Below are 17502 nucleotides of genomic sequence, written 5' to 3'. Positions count from 1 at the left end.
AAATAGTCCCGTGCCTGAAATTAAGGTCTGGTATGGTTTTAACCATGAAAAAGCGAAGACTTCGGCCTTCGATACTGAGTTGAGCGATGGAGATGACGCTCAGTTGTAAAAATCGGGGGTCACGTAGGAAAAATCGGGGTTGACGTAGGAAAATTTGGAGGGCACGTAGGAATCGGCTGGTATTCAAGACGATTGTGGTGTGTCGTCATGCCGTTTCTTCCTTGTATTCTCCACATTTATAGGAAAGCTAGCCTTCGAACCTAAGTTTGAGCGAAGGATATGATTCTCAGTTGTAAAAATCGAGGGGCACGTAGGAAAAAACGGGGTTGACGTAGGAAAATTTGGAGGGCACGTAGGAAAAATCGACGGTCACGTAGGAATCACCTGATTTCCAAAAATTTGTGTTATATATAAAAAAACGTCATGACGTTTCTTCCGTGTGTTTGAAAAAGAGCCTTCGATCCTAAGTTTGAACGAAGGATATGATTCTCAGTTGTAAAAATCGAGGGGCACGTAGGAAAAAACGGGGGTGACGTAGGAAAATTTGGGGAGCACGTAGGAAAAATCGGAGTTCACGTAGGAATCGGCTGCCGATTCAAAAAAATTATGATATATATAAAAAAACGGCATGACGTTTCTTCCGTGTGTTCTTCTTAAATGTCCACATTTTATGGAAAAAAGACACTTTGATCCTAAGTTTGAGCGATGGTTATGACGATTAGTTGTAAAAATCGGCGTTCACGTAGGAATCACCTGCAATCAAAAAAAATTATGATATATATAAAGAAAACGTCATGACGAGTGTGTCGTCATGACGTTTCTTCTGTGTGTTCTTCTTTTAGTTTCCACATTTGTTTCGTTGCTTCCCCGCCCCGAATATGCCGGATGGCCTTATGATAGGCAAGGATTTCACTAACTTCTTTGGCCAGTGCTTCATTTACTAGTTTTAAACGTTCTGTTAAATCTTTGTGCACCGTGCTCTTCGAGTAGCCCGTTTTCTTTGCAACCGCGCGTACCGTTAAGCCCGTTTCCTGCACCATGACGCCAAGCTCTAGGCAACGTTTCCGGATCTGTTCGTGCAAGACCGCATCCTTCCGTACCGAACGTTTCCTATACCGTATGCCTTAAAGATGGCAATTAGAACGCCAAATAGTTACGTGGATTTACTGCTTCTCCATTTTCGAACACTTCAAACTGTAAATGAACGCCAGCTGTTGGGTTGAATTCATTTTCAGTTGATGTTGCCATCGCTTGACCTTGTTGTACATGGTCGCCGACTTTAACTAAAATTTCTTTTACTGAACGATATTGAGTAATTAGGCCGTCTTCATGTTCAAGAACGATTTCGTCTCCAATAAATGGATCAACATTAACTTCTTTTACAGTTCCACTCATTGCAGCTAAAATTTCAAACGGTTCGCCTTCAATTGAAATGGTAACACCGTTACTTGTTTCATAAGTTTGGTTGAATACAAGAAGAGAATTTTCTTGTGATTCTTCCGAAGCTGTTGGATCATAGAAATCTTGTAGAATGGTCATTTGATCAAGCGCTGCTTCATCGAATGGGAATTTCATGTTCTCTTCTTGAGACGTTACTGCAACTTCTTCCGTAGCTCCATTGGCATCCGTACGTGGACCATCTGCAACATCACTGTCAGAGCCAATAAACGCATTGTACCCCCAGATCATGCCGACAAATAATAGCGAAAATCCTACGTAAATCGCCGGCCAAAGCCACGTTTGTTTTTTACTTGATTTTTTTGGTAGAGAAGGACTGTTAGATTTTTCCTCTCGCATATTCATCACCTCTTGATGCTAGTGTTGTCAGCGATTCAAGGTTTTAAACATGCGGATTGAATAGATTGGAAATTTTTTATTTCCGTCTTCGGATAGTAATGTCTCAAGATCTCCTCCACCTTACTCCCTTCCTGTGCCATGGCGTTTGCACCGTATTGACTCATCCCGACTCCATGCCCGAATCCTTTCGTAGATACGGTGATGAGATTTGGATTGGATGCGTCTATTTCAAAGTCCGTGGAGGGGAGGCCTAAAATATCCCGTATTTCACGGCCAGTCCATTCATGTTTGGCGGTTGTCATTTGTTTGACTCGTTGTGATTCATTCGGCGTCAGCACTAGTGTCTTGAAGTGATCGGCAGTCCAAGTGAAGCCGAACGCATCATTCCATTCCTTCAGCGTGAAAGTTTTCGTGTTGAAGAACTTCGGAGATATGGTATCCCCCAGGCTGTCCGTAGTCACTAAATAAGGAATTTCGTTCCCGCTATACCCTTCTGCGCTTTCCGTTCTTCCATTGCTTGTTGAAAAAAACATGGCTGTGATGAGTTCATTATTATAGGTAAGAACTTGTGAGGTTGTTTCTGTAACTGCTTGTGCGATGTTTGGAGGGGATATGCGTTCGCTTTGTGAAATGAACGCCTGGTGTGAAGTAGTAGGTTTAATAGATGTTGTACCGAAATTTGTTGTTTTAAGTGCATAAGTGCGTGCTGCAATGGCTTGCGCTTTTAAGGCCTCTAGCTGGAAGGTAGCCGGCATTTCTGCCTGCACTACACCTTTGACATAGTCTTCTAACGGAAACGGCTCAGCATGCCCTTCCACGCGAATCAGTATGGGTTCACATGCCGCTTCACTGCCGGGGGGCGTTGCTGACTCTTGCCCGTCTTTCGGTAACTTTTTAATCAGTTGCAGTGGCAGGAGGAATAAACAGAGACAGGCGATTACAATGGCTAAGTATCTCATGGTCGAATATATGAAGAGAGAGTAAAGAATATGATTTACAGAGAGCATTAGAATTTATCTAGGTTTGCACGGGAGTTATCTAGATTTCATCTTTTATTTATAGTGGTAGACTTTTCAAATTGCATCATAGCGGAAATTAACTAATTTGCCCCCTACCACTTTGTGTTCGGGGTATGTTTGTGAGAGTAGCTGGGTGAACGGGAACTAACCAGACTCTAGAATGAAAAAGTTTAAAGTTGCCGCAAACGAGATAAAGTCTCTCGTGGTGTGGCACCTTCTAGCGCAGTGTTCTCAGACATCAACCGCAATTTTTCAGACGTGATGTCAGACTGAGCGTCCGCTCACCCAAAAAAACAAAAGACTTGAAGGAATAAATCAATATAAATCCTCATTCATTCACAGCAGCGCAGCGGAAACGAACCATTTTGCCCCCTCTCACTTCGTGTTCGGGGTATTTTTGTGAGAGTCACTGGGTGAACGGGAACTAACCAAGACTCTAGAATGAAAAAGTTTAAAGTTGCCGCAAACGAGATAAAGTCTCTCGTGGTGCGGCAACTTTTAGCACAGCGTTTTCAGACGTCATCCGCAATTTTTCAGACGTGATGCTCCATTTTTCAGACGTCAACTTCATTTTTTCAGACGTGAAGCGCTAAAAGTCAGACTGAGCGTCCGCTCACCCCAAAAAACAAAAGGCTTAAAGGAATTAATCAATATAAAACCTCATTCCTTCACAGCAGCGCAGCGGAAACTAACCATCCTGCTCTCGCACTTCAAAATAATTTGGTCTGGAACAGGAACATTTCCTAACAAACATGAATACACTAAAAATCCCTCTCTCCCCTTCGTTGAATGGAGTTTTCACCTAAAAAATTACCCACAAAAAAAACCGACATCTTGGGTATAAGATGTCGGTTTTTGGAATAGGATAGGATATGAGAATTAAACTGTTTGTTGCATCACTTTTTCATCAGATGATGTAGATGAAACGCGTTCAATGTCTGCTCCTAGAGCTTGTAATTTTAAGTGGAAGTTCACGTAGCCACGGTCAAGGTGGTAAAGTTCAGTAACGCGTGTTACACCTTCTGAAGCTAAGCCAGCTAAGATTAATGCTGCCGCTGCGCGTAAGTCTGTTGCTGCTACTTCAGCACCTTGTAAATCAGATGGTCCTTGCATGATAACTGATCGACCTTCGATTTTCACGTTAGCATTCATGCGACGGAATTCTTCTACGTGCATAAAGCGATTTTCGAATACTGTTTCAGTAAGCATACCATTTCCTGTTGCCGTTAACATTAATGCCATCATTTGCGATTGCATGTCAGTTGGGAAACCAGGATGTGGCATTGTTTTGATGTCCACTGATTTCAAAGTTTCAGTTGCACGGATACGAAGTCCGTCTACTTCTTCATTGATTTGAACACCCATTTCTTCCATTTTGGAAATCAAAGCTGCCATATGTTCAGGCACAGCGTTTTCGATTGTCACATCACCTTTAGTGATAGCAGCTGCTACCATAAATGTGCCTGCTTCAATACGGTCAGGGATGATGTGGTGAAGTGTTCCTTCTAATTCCTCAACACCCTCGATACGAATCGTGTCAGTTCCAGCTCCGATAACACGTCCACCCATCTCGTTGATGAAGTTCGCCAAATCAACAATCTCAGGCTCTTTTGCTGCATTTTCAAGAATAGTAGTACCTTCTGCCAATGCTGCAGCCGTCATGATGTTTTCAGTTGCCCCAACACTTGGGAAGTCCATGTAAATTTTAGCGCCTTTTAAGCGACCATTTGTTTTTGCCTCAACAAATCCATGTCCAAATGAAATTTCAGCACCCATTGCCTCGAAGCCTTTTAAGTGTTGATCAATTGGTCGGGAACCGATTGCACAGCCTCCTGGAAGTGCTACACGTGCAAATCCGTTACGAGCTAAAATTGGACCCATTACTAAAATGGATGCACGCATTTTACGCACGTATTCGAATTGAGCTTCACTTGATAAAGTAGCTGAAGAATCAATGATGACTTCGTTTTGTTTAGGGTAGTATTGCACTGTTGCACCTAAACTTTTTAATACTTCATTGATTGTATAAACATCTGCTAAATTCGCTACGTCACGAATGATGTTTTTCCCTTTTGACGCTAAAAGTGCTGCTGCTAAAACCGGTAATACCGCATTTTTTGCACCCTCTACTCTTACTTTTCCTGTTAACTTTTGGCCGCCTCTTACAATAATTTTATCCAATGTTGACCCTCCATGTTTTGTATATTGATTTTCTCTATGTGTCGATTAAACTCGTATGATGTCGTTAGTTAGGAATAAAAACATTTCTCATATTACAGTCATTTTCTCTATAAAACAAGTATCCATTCCCTCATTTGTTAAAAACTTTTTGACTAGTAACTGTCTTATATGATACGTAAGTCACGAGTCCTTTGTGTCGGTCATTTATGAAACTCATATAAACTCTTTTCATCAACTTATTCTCACTACTAATTCCCTAGTTATATAGGTTTAAACCATTCTTCGACAATTTATTTCCCGGGTAATAATACGTTCTCTCCATGGCCATAGCTACGAATACCTAATTCATCTTTATGGACATAAAGAGGACACATTAAGACAATAGATACGGTAGCTGTTTCGACCAATTCGACATGTTCAGAAAGAAGTTCGACACGGTTGATCCGATAGCAATGCTCAATAAAATGTATAAAAGTTGCACTTGAAAAACATGTTGTTTTTTGACCACTTTTTCGATCATGACTGCACGAAGTGCAAAAAATGTAATACCGATAAAAAATGCATGAGATAATATGCCGAGAATTGCTTGCTGTCCAATTTGTGTATACATATGTGATTGCTCCTTTTTCGTTTAAGAAGTGTTTATACAAAGTTAGGAAATTCTTTTCTTAAAAATCATTGTTTAGCATGAATGCCATTGGTGAATTATTTTAAATACGCTCGAATCATGTTGAAACAATTAATATTAGATAATGCACAATACCAGACAAGCAGTAATCATATTCAGATATCGTAAGTAGAAATGCAGATTTCCTAAGATGAAGTGAAAAGATCCTTCCTATTCATCGATAACAACGTGCAAATTGCTGATATCCTCAATCCATTTCTCGAAATCTAATTGCGAAATGTAATAACCACATTCGAATGCAGATTTACTCACAAATCCATAAAAAACGAGTCGAGGAGAATACTACTCCTCGACTCGCATCTTTTATTAGATGTTACCCTCATTAACGTTGATACGATTCATTGCGCGTTTCAATGATAGTTCCGCACGTTTGAAATCGACGTCGTCTTGTTTTGATAAGTTCAGACGTTCTTCAGCACGTTTCATTGCTTCTTTCGCACGATAGATATCAATTGTGCTAGATACTTCAGCTGATGGAGCCAGAATGGATACTTGGTCAGGTCGAACTTCCAAGAAACCGCCGCTTACTGCTACGAGTTCAGTTGTTCCTTCCTTTTTCAAACGAATGACACCCACTTTAAGTGGAGCAACCATTGGAATGTGTCCAGGCATCACACCAATTTCACCAGTTGTTGTAGTGGCAATGATCATGTTGACTTCAGAATCGTATACCGGGCCGTCGGGAGTGACAATATTGACTTTGATGGTCTTCATTTTTTCCCCTCCTGGTCCCTGTTATTAAACTTCAACGCCCATGCTTTTCGCTTTTTCAATAACCTCTTCAATGCGTCCAACTAAACGGAATGCATCTTCAGGAAGGTGATCATATTTACCATCAAGAATTTGTTTGAATCCTTGAACTGTTTCTTTAACTGGTACGTATGAACCTTTTTGGCCAGTGAATTGCTCAGCTACGTGGAAGTTTTGAGATAAGTAGAACTGAATACGACGAGCACGGTTAACCGTTAACTTGTCATCATCAGATAACTCATCCATACCAAGAATCGCGATGATATCTTGAAGTTCTTTGTAGCGTTGAAGTGTTGATTGTACTTGACGAGCAACTGTGTAGTGCTCTTCGCCAACGATTTCAGGTGACAATGCACGAGAAGTTGAAGCCAAAGGATCTACAGCTGGGTAAATACCCATCTCAGAAAGTTTACGTTCTAAGTTAGTTGTTGCATCTAAGTGAGCAAATGTTGTTGCTGGAGCTGGATCCGTATAGTCATCGGCAGGTACGTAAATCGCTTGGATCGATGTTACAGAACCTACGTTAGTAGACGTGATACGCTCTTGCAATTGACCCATTTCAGTAGCAAGTGTTGGTTGGTAACCAACGGCTGATGGCATACGGCCTAGAAGGGCTGATACCTCAGAACCTGCTTGAGTGAAACGGAAGATATTATCGATGAACAATAGTACGTCTGCACCTTGCTCATCACGGAAATACTCAGCCATTGTTAAACCAGTCAAGGCAACACGCATACGTGCACCAGGCGGCTCGTTCATTTGACCGAATACCATTGCTGTTTTCTTGATAACGCCAGAATCGCTCATCTCATGGAATAAGTCATTTCCTTCACGCGTACGCTCACCAACACCTGCGAATACCGAGATACCGCCGTGTTCTTGTGCGATGTTATTGATTAATTCTTGAATAAGTACAGTTTTACCTACACCGGCACCACCGAAGAGACCGATTTTACCACCTTTGATGTAAGGAGCTAATAAGTCTACTACTTTGATTCCTGTTTCAAGAATTTCAACTTCCGTTGAAAGGTGTTCGAACGTTGGTGCAAGACGGTGAATCGGGTCACGGCGTAATTCAGCCGGGATCTCTTCGCCTAAGTCAATTACTTCACCAAGTACGTTGAATACACGACCTAATGTGATGTCACCAACTGGAACTGTAATTGCTGATCCAGCGTCTGTAACTTCCGCACCACGCTTCAAGCCATCTGTAGATGACATAGCTACTGTACGGACAGAGTCGTCACCAAGGTGTAACGCAACTTCAAGAGTTAACGTTGTAGGCTCTTGGTTTGGACGTTCAATCGCAACTGTCAATGCGTTGTAGATTGCTGGTAACTGGCCGTTGTTGAACTTAACGTCAACAACTGGACCCATTACTTGAAGAACGTGTCCTATGTTCATACTTGTTCCCTCCTGTCTTACTTACTTCTTCTATTCTAGAGCCGCTACGCCGCCGACGATTTCCGTAATTTCTTGGGTAATCGCTGCTTGACGTGCACGGTTGAATTGTAATGTTAATGAACTGATTAGTTCACTTGCGTTATCGGTTGCGCTCTTCATTGCTGTCATACGTGCAGCATGTTCACTTGCTTTTCCGTCTAGTAAAGCACCGTAGATCAAGCTTTCCGCATATTGCGGAAGCAGTACTTCAAGAATTGCTTCGCCTGAAGGCTCGAATTCATATGAAGCAGCTGTGCTTGTCATAGCGATGTCCGTTAACGGAAGCACCTTTTTCTCTGTAACGTCTTGTTGAATGGCGCTAACAAAATGGTTGTAGTACATATAAAGTTCATCATACATACCTTCTGTGAACATACCAACAGCCTTGCGCGCTATTTCTTTAATATCAGCAAATGAAGGCTGGTCCGGTAAACCGACTGCACTTTCAATTACTGTAATGCCGCGTTTCGTGAAGAAATCACGACCGATACGTCCAACTGCAAAGACTACAAATTGATCATTTGATGTGTGACGCTCACGAATTGCATTCGTTACAGCACGTAACACGTTACTGTTGTATGCACCCGCAAGTCCACGGTCAGCAGTGATGACGAGGTAAGCCGTCTTAACTACAGGGCGATATTTGAGCATTGCATGCCCATTTTCGCTAGTTCCTGAAGCGATTGCTCCTACAACTTCTTCAATTTTCGCCATGTAAGGAACGAATGATTTCGCATTCAATTCTGCACGGTTCAATTTCGAAGCCGACACCATTTGCATCGCTTTTGTAATCTGGCTCGTTTTCTTTGTCGATGTTATTCGGCTTTTAATGTCGCGTAATGATGCCACTGGTATTTCACCACCTTATCGTTTTTTATTCATCCAAAAAGATTACTCTGATTTAGCAAATGTCTTTTTAAACGCTGAGATCGCGTTTACTAAGTCTTCGTCAGCAGGAAGATCTTTTGTTGTACGGATGTGATCTAAAACGTTTGTGTGGTTTGAATCTAACCAGCTGTGCAATTCGCTCTCGAAACGAACGATATCTTGAACTGGAATATCATCTAAGTGACCACGTGTAAGAGCGTAAAGAATAACAACTTGTTTTTCAACCTTAAGTGGTTTATTCAAGTCTTGTTTCAATACTTCTACTGTACGTGCACCACGGTTTAATTTGGATTGAGTTATTTTATCAAGGTCAGAACCGAATTGAGCGAATGCTTCAAGCTCACGGAATGCAGCTAAGTCAAGACGTAGTGTACCCGCAACTTTTTTCATTGCTTTAATTTGAGCTGAACCACCAACACGTGATACTGAAAGACCCGCGTTGATTGCTGGACGTACACCTGAGAAGAATAGGTCAGATTGTAAGAAGATCTGTCCATCCGTAATCGAAATTACGTTTGTTGGAATATAAGCAGAGATATCTCCAGCTTGTGTCTCAACGAATGGAAGAGCTGTAATTGACCCTGAACCAAGTGTTTCATTCAACTTAGCAGCACGCTCTAACAAACGGCTATGTAAGTAGAAAACATCCCCTGGATAAGCTTCACGACCCGGAGGACGACGAAGTAATAATGAAAGTTCGCGGTAAGCAGCAGCTTGTTTAGATAAATCATCATAAACAATCAGTACGTGCTTGCCATCAAACATGAATTCTTCAGCCATAGTGATACCTGTGTAAGGAGCTAGGTACAATAATGGAGCTGGTTGAGATGCTGAAGCAGTAACAACGATTGTGTATTCTAGCGCACCGTTTTTACGAAGCGTTTCAACTACGTTACGTACAGTCGATTCTTTTTGACCGATTGCTACGTAAATACAAATCATGTTTTGGTCAGCTTGGTTAAGGATCGTATCGATCGCAACAGCTGTTTTACCTGTTTGGCGGTCACCGATGATTAACTCACGTTGACCACGGCCGATTGGCACTAATGCGTCAATCGCTTTAATTCCAGTTTGCAATGGCTCATGAACCGATTTACGGGCCATAACACCTTGTGCTGGGCTTTCGATTGGGCGAGTTTTTGTTGTGTTGATTGGGCCTAAGCCATCAACTGGTTGGCCTAGTGGATTGACAACACGGCCAATCATTTCTGTTCCAACTGGTACTTCCATAATACGGCCTGTACGACGTACTTCATCGCCTTCTTTGATATCTGCATATGGCCCTAGAATAACAATACCAACGTTGTTAGCTTCTAAGTTTTGTGCCATACCCATAACACCGGTAGAGAATTCCAATAACTCTCCAGCCATGACGTTGTCGAGACCATGAGCACGAGCGATACCATCACCAATTTGGATAACTGTACCCACATCGCTAACTTTCATCTCAGATTGATAATTTTCAATCTGCTGTTTAATCAAGACACTGATTTCTTCAGCTTTGATGCTCATGTATGTCACCTCTTTCATTTCATAATATTAACCAATAAGTTGTTTTTTCAAGCGGTCTAGCTTAGCGCTTACGCTGCTATCGAAAATACGATTTCCGATTTGAAGACGAATGCCACCAATCAATGATGGATCAATTTCGTTTTCAATGCGTAAAGATCGTACTCCTACTTTCTGTGCGAATGCAGACGAAATCGCAGTACGCTCATCATCAGTCAAAGGACGTGTAGAGAATACTTTCGCGTCAGCAATACCTTGTGCTTCGTTTGAAAGTGTTTCAAATTCAGTAGCGACTGCTACTACTTCATTGATTCGTTTACGGTCAATTAACACCTGCAGTGTATTCACTACGAATGGATTAGCTTTACCGAATAACTCACGAATCAACTCTTTTTTACGGTCTAAAGAAAGTTTTGGAGATGCAAGCATTACTTGCAATTCGCGATTTTCTTTAAATACCACTTTCACTTCACGGAAATCTTCTTCCACGTGAGCTAGTTGGTTATGTTGTTGTGCTAGTTGAAACAATGCTAGGGCATAACGTTTCGCTGCAGTTGATTGACTCACACTACATCGCCTGCCTTCGCAATCGTTTCTTCGATTAACGCACGGTTATCTTCTTCAGAAATTTGTTTTCCAAGAACTTTAGATGCTGCAAGAACAGATAGAGATACAACTTCTTCGCGTACTGCTGCGATAGCTTTTTCTTTTTCTGTTTCAATCTCACGGACAGCTGATTCTTTCAAACGGCCTGCTTCAGCGCGTGCAGTTGTGATGATTTCTTCACGTTGTGCATCGCCTTGTTGCTTCGCGTTTTCAACAATCGCTTGTGCTTCTGTGCGTGCTTCCTTTAAAAGGGCACGTTGTTCTTCTAATAATTGATGTGATTCTAGGCGGCTATTTTCAGCAGCTTCGATTTCACTTGCAATCAAATCTTCACGTTGTTTCATTACACCCATTAATGGGCCCCATGCGAATTTCTTCAATAGGAACATCAAAAGGATGAAAACGGTTAAAGTAGCAAAAATGTCACCAGTGTTAAGTGCTTCAACAGCATGTTCTGTAGTGGCATTTAGGACGAGGTAATCCAAAAACACGATTGTTTCACTCCCTTCAAGAGCTTCAAGTCTTTATCTGAATCTAAACAGATGAGTTTTCTATTTTACAAAACGTTCAAACATTCATAAGAGAATGACGAAGAATCGTCAAAGATCAACTTCGCCATTGTCATTTTTAAGTCTTTATATATTATCGGTTTAAAACGATGAACGCGATAACTACTGCGATGATAGGAAGTGCTTCTACTAATGCAACCCCGATGTACATTGTTGTTTGTAATAAACCACGTGCTTCAGGTTGACGAGCCATACCTTCGATTGTTTTTGAAACGATTAATCCGTTACCAATACCTGCTCCAAGAGCTCCTAAACCGATTGCGATTGCTGCTGCTAAAATACCAATTGAACCTTCCATGTGTGTGTTGCCTCCTTGAGTTTTGTTTTTTCTTTGTTCATATTGAACAAGTTATACTTAATGATCATGACTCACTTTATGAGACATATAAACCATTGTTAAAATGACGAAGATGAACGATTGAATCGTTCCGACGAATATTGAGAAACCTTGCCAAGCTAATGTTGGAAGCAAAGCTCCTGCAAAACCTAAAATACCAGCGCCACCAAGACCTGCTAGTAAACCTAGCAATACTTCCCCTGCATAAATGTTCCCGTAAAGTCGAAGACCAAGTGTAACCGTATTGGCGAACTCTTCTACAATCTTAAGGGGCAGAAGGAACGGTAAAGGTTTTAAGAAATCTTTTCCGTATTCGGAAACGCCTTTTAATTTGATGCCATAGTAATGAGTTAATATCATGACCATAACTGCTAACGTCATCGTTACGATTGGATCTGCGGTTGGAGATTTCCACCACAATTCACCATGGATAACGATTGAAAATGGTAAACCTAACATGTTCGCAACAAAGATGAACATGATAAGCGTGAGACCCAGAACATGGAATCGTCCACCTGTATTCCAGTCCATATTGCTTTTGATAATCCCTTTTACGAAGTCCATTAACCACTCCATAAAATTTTGCATACCAGTTGGCTTTAAACTTAAGTTCCGAGTAGAAACTACTGCAATTAATAGAACAATAAGTGCCGTTACTGTTAGCATCATAACGTTTGATAGGTTGAACGTAAGCCCAAGCCATACCACCGTCGGGTTCTCATGATGCACGTGCATTCACCTCTCTTTCACAATTCGGTATAGAGTTTTTCATGTATATAATCCTGTCTACTATTAATAGTAGACAATCGAGATTACTGAATTCATGTTCTTTCAGGATTCGACATTCTTCATGGCAAGCTGAAAGAATTTGTTGCAAGGGATTTTTAACACGGAATGCTGTTACTATGTATGGTCTTGCATTTGAAACTTTAACAATAGTTTCTTCCTATACATAAATACCGTTCGAAATCACAAATTGCTCATTCGAATGGTCAGAATCATGGCTGCTACACCGGCTGCAAGGCCAATGAACAGAAAAAGTACTAAAAATAACGGGGTGGTACCTATTTTATCATCAAGCCACATTCCAGTGAAAACTCCGATTAAAATAGAACCAACAAGTTGTGAGAGAATAGCCGAATAAAGGGCCATTTCTTGAAAAGGACGTCTCGTTTGACGCATAATAATCCTCACGTTTTTGCAGTATTTTGTAAAAACCGTGAACCTGATAGAAAGCAGATATGATAAGGTTTCAGCGTTATTTCAACCCATGAAAGCCCTCTCATTCATACCCTTTGTAAGCATACAATAGGGGTAAAATGATGTCAATTGATTCCCGTGAAAAACTTCACAAAGTCGCCTCACTCGACATATTGTCGACAAATTTGGGAACAGCAGGATAAGTTGTTATGGAAATAGAATTATTTAGTATGTTAACTATCTGTTTTTCTCGGCTTAAGAGATTTCTTTGCTATATCTACTTGTTTCAAAGCGATCTTTCACGGAATCTAGATAATTCCTACGTCAACCGCGATTTTTCCTACGTGAGTCTTAATTTTTACAACTAAGATTTTGTAGACATAAGAAAAGGGACTGCCAAGGCGGTTCCATATGATGATTTCTTTGCTATATCCCCTTGTTTCAAAGCGATCTTTCGCGGAAACTATGTGATTCCTACGTGAACTCTGATTTTTCCTACGTCAACCGCGATTTTTCCTACGTCACCCTCGTTATTTCCTACGTGAACCTCGAATTTTACAACTGAGATTTTGTAGACACTGTAAAGGGAATGCCCTGGTGGTCCCCTGTTATGATTTCTTTACTATATCCGCTTGTTTCAAAGCGATCTTTCGCGGAAACTATGTGATTCCTACGTCAACCGTGATTTTTCCTACGTCACCCGCGTTATTTCCTACGTGAACCTCGATTTTTACAACTGAGATTTTGTAGACACTGTAAAGGGGCTGCTCAGGCGGTACCATATGATGATTTCTTTGCTATATTCCCTTTTTTCAAGAGGATATTTCGCGGAAACTAGATAATTCCTACTTCAACTCTTGATTTTCTTACGTGAACCTCGATATTTGCTACGTGACTCTATATTTTTTCAACTAAAATTATGTAGAAACAAGAAAAGGGACTGCCAAGGCGGTCCCTTTTTGTAATTTCTACTTATATAAATAGACTTTTAACGTTTCAACGATTCTTCTTGGCTTCTTCGTCCGTACCAGCCAGTTTCAATTTACCGGCTGCAATTCCTTATGGACGTTCAGTCGTATCAGGCAATACAAGAACCGACTTCACTAAAGAACGGCCATTTTTCCTGCACGTCGCTTACTTATTTTGTTCCGAACAAACGGTCACCAGCGTCGCCAAGTCCTGGCACGATGTAACCATGGTCGTCCAATTTTTCGTCAAGGGCAGCAATGTAGATATCAACATCAGGGTGAGCTTCTTGAAGAACTTCCACACCTTCAGGAGCGGCGATTAGACACATAAATTTAATGTTTTTCGCACCGCGTTTTTTCAATGCATTGATTGCTACAAGTGCAGATCCACCCGTTGCAAGCATTGGGTCTACTAATATAAAATCACGCTCTTCAACGTCTGCTGGGAGCTTCACATAATATTCGATAGGTTGTAAAGTTTCTGGATCACGGTATAAGCCGATATGACCGACTTTTGCCGCTGGGATTAATGTCAAAATACCATCTACCATTCCGATACCTGCACGTAGAATTGGCACGATGCCTAGTTTTTTACCTGACAATACTTTTGCTTTTGCAGTTGTTACAGGTGTTTCAACATCTACATCGTCTAGAGGCATATCACGTGTAATTTCAAAAGCCATCAATGTTGCCACTTCGTCTACCAATTCACGGAATTCTTTTGTACCCGTCTTCTTGTCACGGATATATGTTAATTTATGTTGGATCAATGGATGATCAAATACGTATACTTTTCCCATTATGTCCTCTCCTTTACGTTCAAACTTTATCTATTATAGCAGAAAATATCGAAAACGCTCGACTTGCTTCATATTTACATTTTTAAGAAAGTTCAGATTATATGATACCGTAACTGTGTTAAAGGTTCCACTCAGATAGGAGCGGTTTTTGGTGATTCCCTCTCATTTTGAAATGTTTCTTTTGGTGAGCAGCTTAATCCCTTTCGCGGTTGCTTAATTCATTTTCACTCTCCATTTATTCCGCTTCATCCAAGGTTTATTCCCCCTCCACCCAGTTTCCCCACAAAAATACCCCGAACAAGTAGTGTGAGGGGGCAAATTAGTTTGGTTTTCGCTACGCTGCTGTTGGAGAGGTTGACCGCAAAAAAAGACTGCCTGGGCAGTCTTTAGTTTTATTGTTTATCCAGAATCGCATCGATGTCTTCGAACGCCATTGGTTTGTAGAAGTAGTAGCCTTGGCCGCGTTTGCATCCGATGGTGCGAAGGATAGTGAGTTGCTCCACGGTTTCGATGCCCTCTGCGATGGATTGCATATTTAAATTGTTGGCAAGCTGAACGATGGTACGGACTATCGCGAGCGTGCCTTCGTTTTCAATTTTCGAGATAAAGCTTCGATCGATTTTGATTTCACTTACCGGCAATTGTTGCAAATAGCTTAGGGATGAGAAGCCCATGCCGAAGTCATCAACTGAACTTTCAAATCCTGCTAGTTTTAATTGTTCAAAGATGTTTTTCGCCATTTCGAAATCGACAAGACCAATACTTTCCGTGATTTCGATGCGAATATATTTCGTTGGAATGCCAAAGCTTTGCATCGCTTGTCGTAAATCTGCGACAAAGTATGGATGGAAAAAGTGATCCGTTGAAATATTGATGGCAACTGGCATCAAGCGTTTGCCATGCTGTTTACGTCTTTGAAGCCACTTCAACACTTTCGTTAAGACAATTTTTTCGATCGCTCTGATTTTACCGGAGTTTTCAGCCGCTGGAATGAAAACATCAGGCGGTACCTCACCTAGTTCTTTGGAAGACCATCTTGCCAGAGCCTCAAATGACAATATTTCACCAGTATGTAAATCCACTTTTGGTTGGACATGAACGGAGAATTCATCTTTTTGCAAAGCATGTGAAAGATGATTAATGATGGAAAGTTCCCGCTTCGCTTCTTCGTGTTGATCGACCGTGAAGAAGGACAAGGCATTCCCCGCCCTTTTCTTAGCGTCTGACATGGCGGTATCTGCAGAACGAATCAATTCTTCACTATTAATTAAATTTCCTTGGAAAGGAATGACGCCAATTTTAAGAGTAATAAAGACCTCTTCTTCCCCAATAAGGAATGGATCATTGGCAATGCCCATAATTCGGGAAGTGTAACGATCAATTTCATACGGTGGAATTAAACTAGCTAGTATCAATGCAGGGCTTGCAAACCGGGCGATGACATCGTCTGATCGTCTGCAAACACGTTGAATACGCTGGCACATTTGCTTGATTAAATCATCTGCAGCAGCACGACCATATACATCTCCAATATGTGCAAACTCGGATGGCTCTATAATGGCAACGAATCCGGGTTCATTTTCATTCATTAAATCTTTTAATTCATTAACGAAGTAATGTCGGTTTGGAATACCTGTATCAGAGTCCATATAAGCAAGTCGCAATACTTCTTCCTGATGATCCGAGTATTTAACGGCAAGAGAAATAAGCGGCGCCAAACGTTCTATGAATTCTAGGTCAACGTCACGCGGTTTATTTGGTTTTGTAAAATAAGTCGCAATCGTTCCTACGACTTTTTGGTCTTGCGTCACGATCGGAATGGACCAGCAAGCTCGTAAGTTATAGGATAGGGCAAGTTCCTGATAGTCAGCCCAAAGAGGATCTGTTTCAATATCCGTAACGATGACTGTTTCCTTCGTATACGCGGCCGTTCCACATGAACCTACATTTAATCCGATTTTCGTTCCGTGAATGGCCTGGTTGTAACTCTCTGGTAGTGAACGAGCTGCTGCTACGATTAAACGGTCATCAGAATCCAGCAATAAAATCGAGCTTTTCGTATGTTGTTGGAAGAAACTTTCTGCCACATCACATACTTTTTGAAGCAATACATTTAGCGCGTACCCTTTTTCTATACCTTGATAGATTTCTTGTTGCACGACAAACAGCGCTTCCGTTTGTTTTCGATTGGTCACGTCCATTTGCAACCCTATATGATATAAGAGGTTTTCTTTTTCATCGCGAAGCGGTTGGATGACTAATTCATTCCAAAATGGAGTTCCATCTTTTCGATAGTTTAATAGTTCTGTATGTACAGGATGTCCATCCTCAAGTTGATTTTGTATGCTGTAAACGGAGCTGGCTAACGTTTCTGGACCTTGCAGGAAACGACAATTTTCACCAAGGACTTCCTCGCGGGAATAGCCACTTAATCGTAAAAACGCATTATTTACATAGACTATCGGGTTGTTTGGTTGATCTGGATCGGTCACGACAAAACTCGTTTGGTATTGGTCTCCTAAACGACATAACCAATCAAATAGTAAATCTTTGCTTAATTGTCTTGGATAATTTGTCTCCACAACTCCAACCCCCTTCGGTATTTCTTCTTCATCTTATCGTAGTTTAATTCGACAGAAAAAGCTATATATGAATGCATAAATATGCTAAATATTCGGAATTCTACTTGATGTGAATATATCGATTATTACGCAAGTTTAAATCTACTTCTTATACCGTATTTAACC

Annotated in this window: 16 protein-coding genes; all 16 read right to left on the bottom strand. The window is 41.1% G+C overall.

Annotated elements, in window-relative coordinates; translation table 11 throughout:
- Nucleotides 1–809: 809 nt before the first annotated feature.
- A complete protein-coding gene (locus tag ACQKEV_RS03490) occupies nt 810–1082 on the bottom strand; it encodes a sporulation transcriptional regulator SpoIIID (RefSeq protein ID WP_427443403.1) in 273 nt (90 codons plus the stop codon).
- A gap of 55 nt (nt 1083–1137) precedes the next feature.
- Entirely contained in the window at nt 1138–1797 is a 660-nt protein-coding gene (locus ACQKEV_RS03485) for a peptidoglycan DD-metalloendopeptidase family protein (protein WP_427443401.1), read from the bottom strand.
- A gap of 35 nt (nt 1798–1832) precedes the next feature.
- Nucleotides 1833–2756, bottom strand: coding sequence for a stage II sporulation protein D (spoIID, locus tag ACQKEV_RS03480; RefSeq protein ID WP_427443399.1), 924 nt, complete (start codon nt 2754–2756; stop codon nt 1833–1835).
- A gap of 939 nt (nt 2757–3695) precedes the next feature.
- Nucleotides 3696–4997, bottom strand: a complete 1302-nt coding sequence (gene murA / locus ACQKEV_RS03475; protein ID WP_427443397.1) for a UDP-N-acetylglucosamine 1-carboxyvinyltransferase — start codon at nt 4995–4997, stop codon at nt 3696–3698.
- 373 nt (nt 4998–5370) lie between these two features.
- Nucleotides 5371–5607: a DUF1146 family protein gene (locus ACQKEV_RS03470; protein ID WP_427443395.1), complete on the bottom strand. Its 237-nt coding sequence runs from the start codon at nt 5605–5607 to the stop codon at nt 5371–5373.
- Between the two features lie 384 nt (nt 5608–5991).
- A complete protein-coding gene (locus ACQKEV_RS03465; RefSeq protein ID WP_427443393.1) occupies nt 5992–6399 on the bottom strand; it encodes a F0F1 ATP synthase subunit epsilon in 408 nt (135 codons plus the stop codon).
- Nucleotides 6400–6423: 24 nt separating this feature from the next.
- A complete protein-coding gene (atpD, locus tag ACQKEV_RS03460) occupies nt 6424–7839 on the bottom strand; it encodes a F0F1 ATP synthase subunit beta (RefSeq protein WP_427443391.1) in 1416 nt (471 codons plus the stop codon).
- A gap of 30 nt (nt 7840–7869) precedes the next feature.
- A complete protein-coding gene (gene atpG, locus ACQKEV_RS03455) occupies nt 7870–8727 on the bottom strand; it encodes an ATP synthase F1 subunit gamma (protein ID WP_427443389.1) in 858 nt (285 codons plus the stop codon).
- 42 nt (nt 8728–8769) lie between these two features.
- Nucleotides 8770–10278, bottom strand: a complete 1509-nt coding sequence (gene atpA, locus ACQKEV_RS03450; protein ID WP_427443387.1) for a F0F1 ATP synthase subunit alpha — start codon at nt 10276–10278, stop codon at nt 8770–8772.
- A 27-nt stretch (nt 10279–10305) separates the two neighbouring features.
- Nucleotides 10306–10842, bottom strand: coding sequence for a F0F1 ATP synthase subunit delta (locus ACQKEV_RS03445; RefSeq protein ID WP_427443385.1), 537 nt, complete (start codon nt 10840–10842; stop codon nt 10306–10308).
- The gene (atpF, locus tag ACQKEV_RS03440) at nt 10839–11372 is read right to left on the bottom strand and encodes a F0F1 ATP synthase subunit B (RefSeq protein WP_427443383.1); all 534 of its coding nucleotides are present in this window, start codon (nt 11370–11372) and stop codon (nt 10839–10841) included. The genes ACQKEV_RS03445 and atpF overlap by 4 nt, the downstream gene beginning before the upstream one ends.
- 151 nt (nt 11373–11523) lie before the next feature.
- Entirely contained in the window at nt 11524–11748 is a 225-nt protein-coding gene (atpE, locus tag ACQKEV_RS03435) for a F0F1 ATP synthase subunit C (RefSeq protein WP_427443381.1), read from the bottom strand.
- A 57-nt stretch (nt 11749–11805) separates the two neighbouring features.
- On the bottom strand, nt 11806–12516 hold the full coding sequence (atpB, locus tag ACQKEV_RS03430) for a F0F1 ATP synthase subunit A (protein ID WP_427443379.1): 711 nt from the start codon (nt 12514–12516) through the stop codon (nt 11806–11808).
- Nucleotides 12517–12756: 240 nt separating this feature from the next.
- Nucleotides 12757–12969: an AtpZ/AtpI family protein gene (locus tag ACQKEV_RS03425; RefSeq protein WP_427443377.1), complete on the bottom strand. Its 213-nt coding sequence runs from the start codon at nt 12967–12969 to the stop codon at nt 12757–12759.
- Between the two features lie 1156 nt (nt 12970–14125).
- On the bottom strand, nt 14126–14755 hold the full coding sequence (gene upp / locus ACQKEV_RS03420; protein WP_269926296.1) for a uracil phosphoribosyltransferase: 630 nt from the start codon (nt 14753–14755) through the stop codon (nt 14126–14128).
- Between the two features lie 392 nt (nt 14756–15147).
- Entirely contained in the window at nt 15148–17337 is a 2190-nt protein-coding gene (locus tag ACQKEV_RS03415; protein WP_427443375.1) for an EAL domain-containing protein, read from the bottom strand.
- Nucleotides 17338–17502 lie beyond the last annotated feature (165 nt).

Source organism: Paenisporosarcina sp. NPDC076907 (assembly GCF_050269735.1).
In the GTDB taxonomy this organism is placed as follows: Bacteria; Bacillota; Bacilli; order Bacillales_A; family Planococcaceae; genus Paenisporosarcina.
Note: the sequence above shows the minus strand (reverse complement) of the source record. Positions and strands in the feature narration are given on the sequence as shown.

Excerpts from the sequence above, each read along its gene's own strand:
- ACQKEV_RS03485 (WP_427443401.1), bottom strand. The coding sequence starts at position 1,797 with ATGCGAGAGGAAAAATCTAACAGTCCTTCTCTACCAAAAAAATCAAGT.
- spoIID (WP_427443399.1), bottom strand. The coding sequence starts at position 2,756 with ATGAGATACTTAGCCATTGTAATCGCCTGTCTCTGTTTATTCCTCCTG.
- ACQKEV_RS03470 (WP_427443395.1), bottom strand. The coding sequence starts at position 5,607 with ATGTATACACAAATTGGACAGCAAGCAATTCTCGGCATATTATCTCAT.
- ACQKEV_RS03465 (WP_427443393.1), bottom strand. The coding sequence starts at position 6,399 with ATGAAGACCATCAAAGTCAATATTGTCACTCCCGACGGCCCGGTATAC.
- atpD (WP_427443391.1), bottom strand. The coding sequence starts at position 7,839 with ATGAACATAGGACACGTTCTTCAAGTAATGGGTCCAGTTGTTGACGTT.
- atpA (WP_427443387.1), bottom strand. The coding sequence starts at position 10,278 with ATGAGCATCAAAGCTGAAGAAATCAGTGTCTTGATTAAACAGCAGATT.
- atpE (WP_427443381.1), bottom strand. The coding sequence starts at position 11,748 with ATGGAAGGTTCAATTGGTATTTTAGCAGCAGCAATCGCAATCGGTTTA.
- ACQKEV_RS03425 (WP_427443377.1), bottom strand. The coding sequence starts at position 12,969 with ATGCGTCAAACGAGACGTCCTTTTCAAGAAATGGCCCTTTATTCGGCT.
- upp (WP_269926296.1), bottom strand. The coding sequence starts at position 14,755 with ATGGGAAAAGTATACGTATTTGATCATCCATTGATCCAACATAAATTA.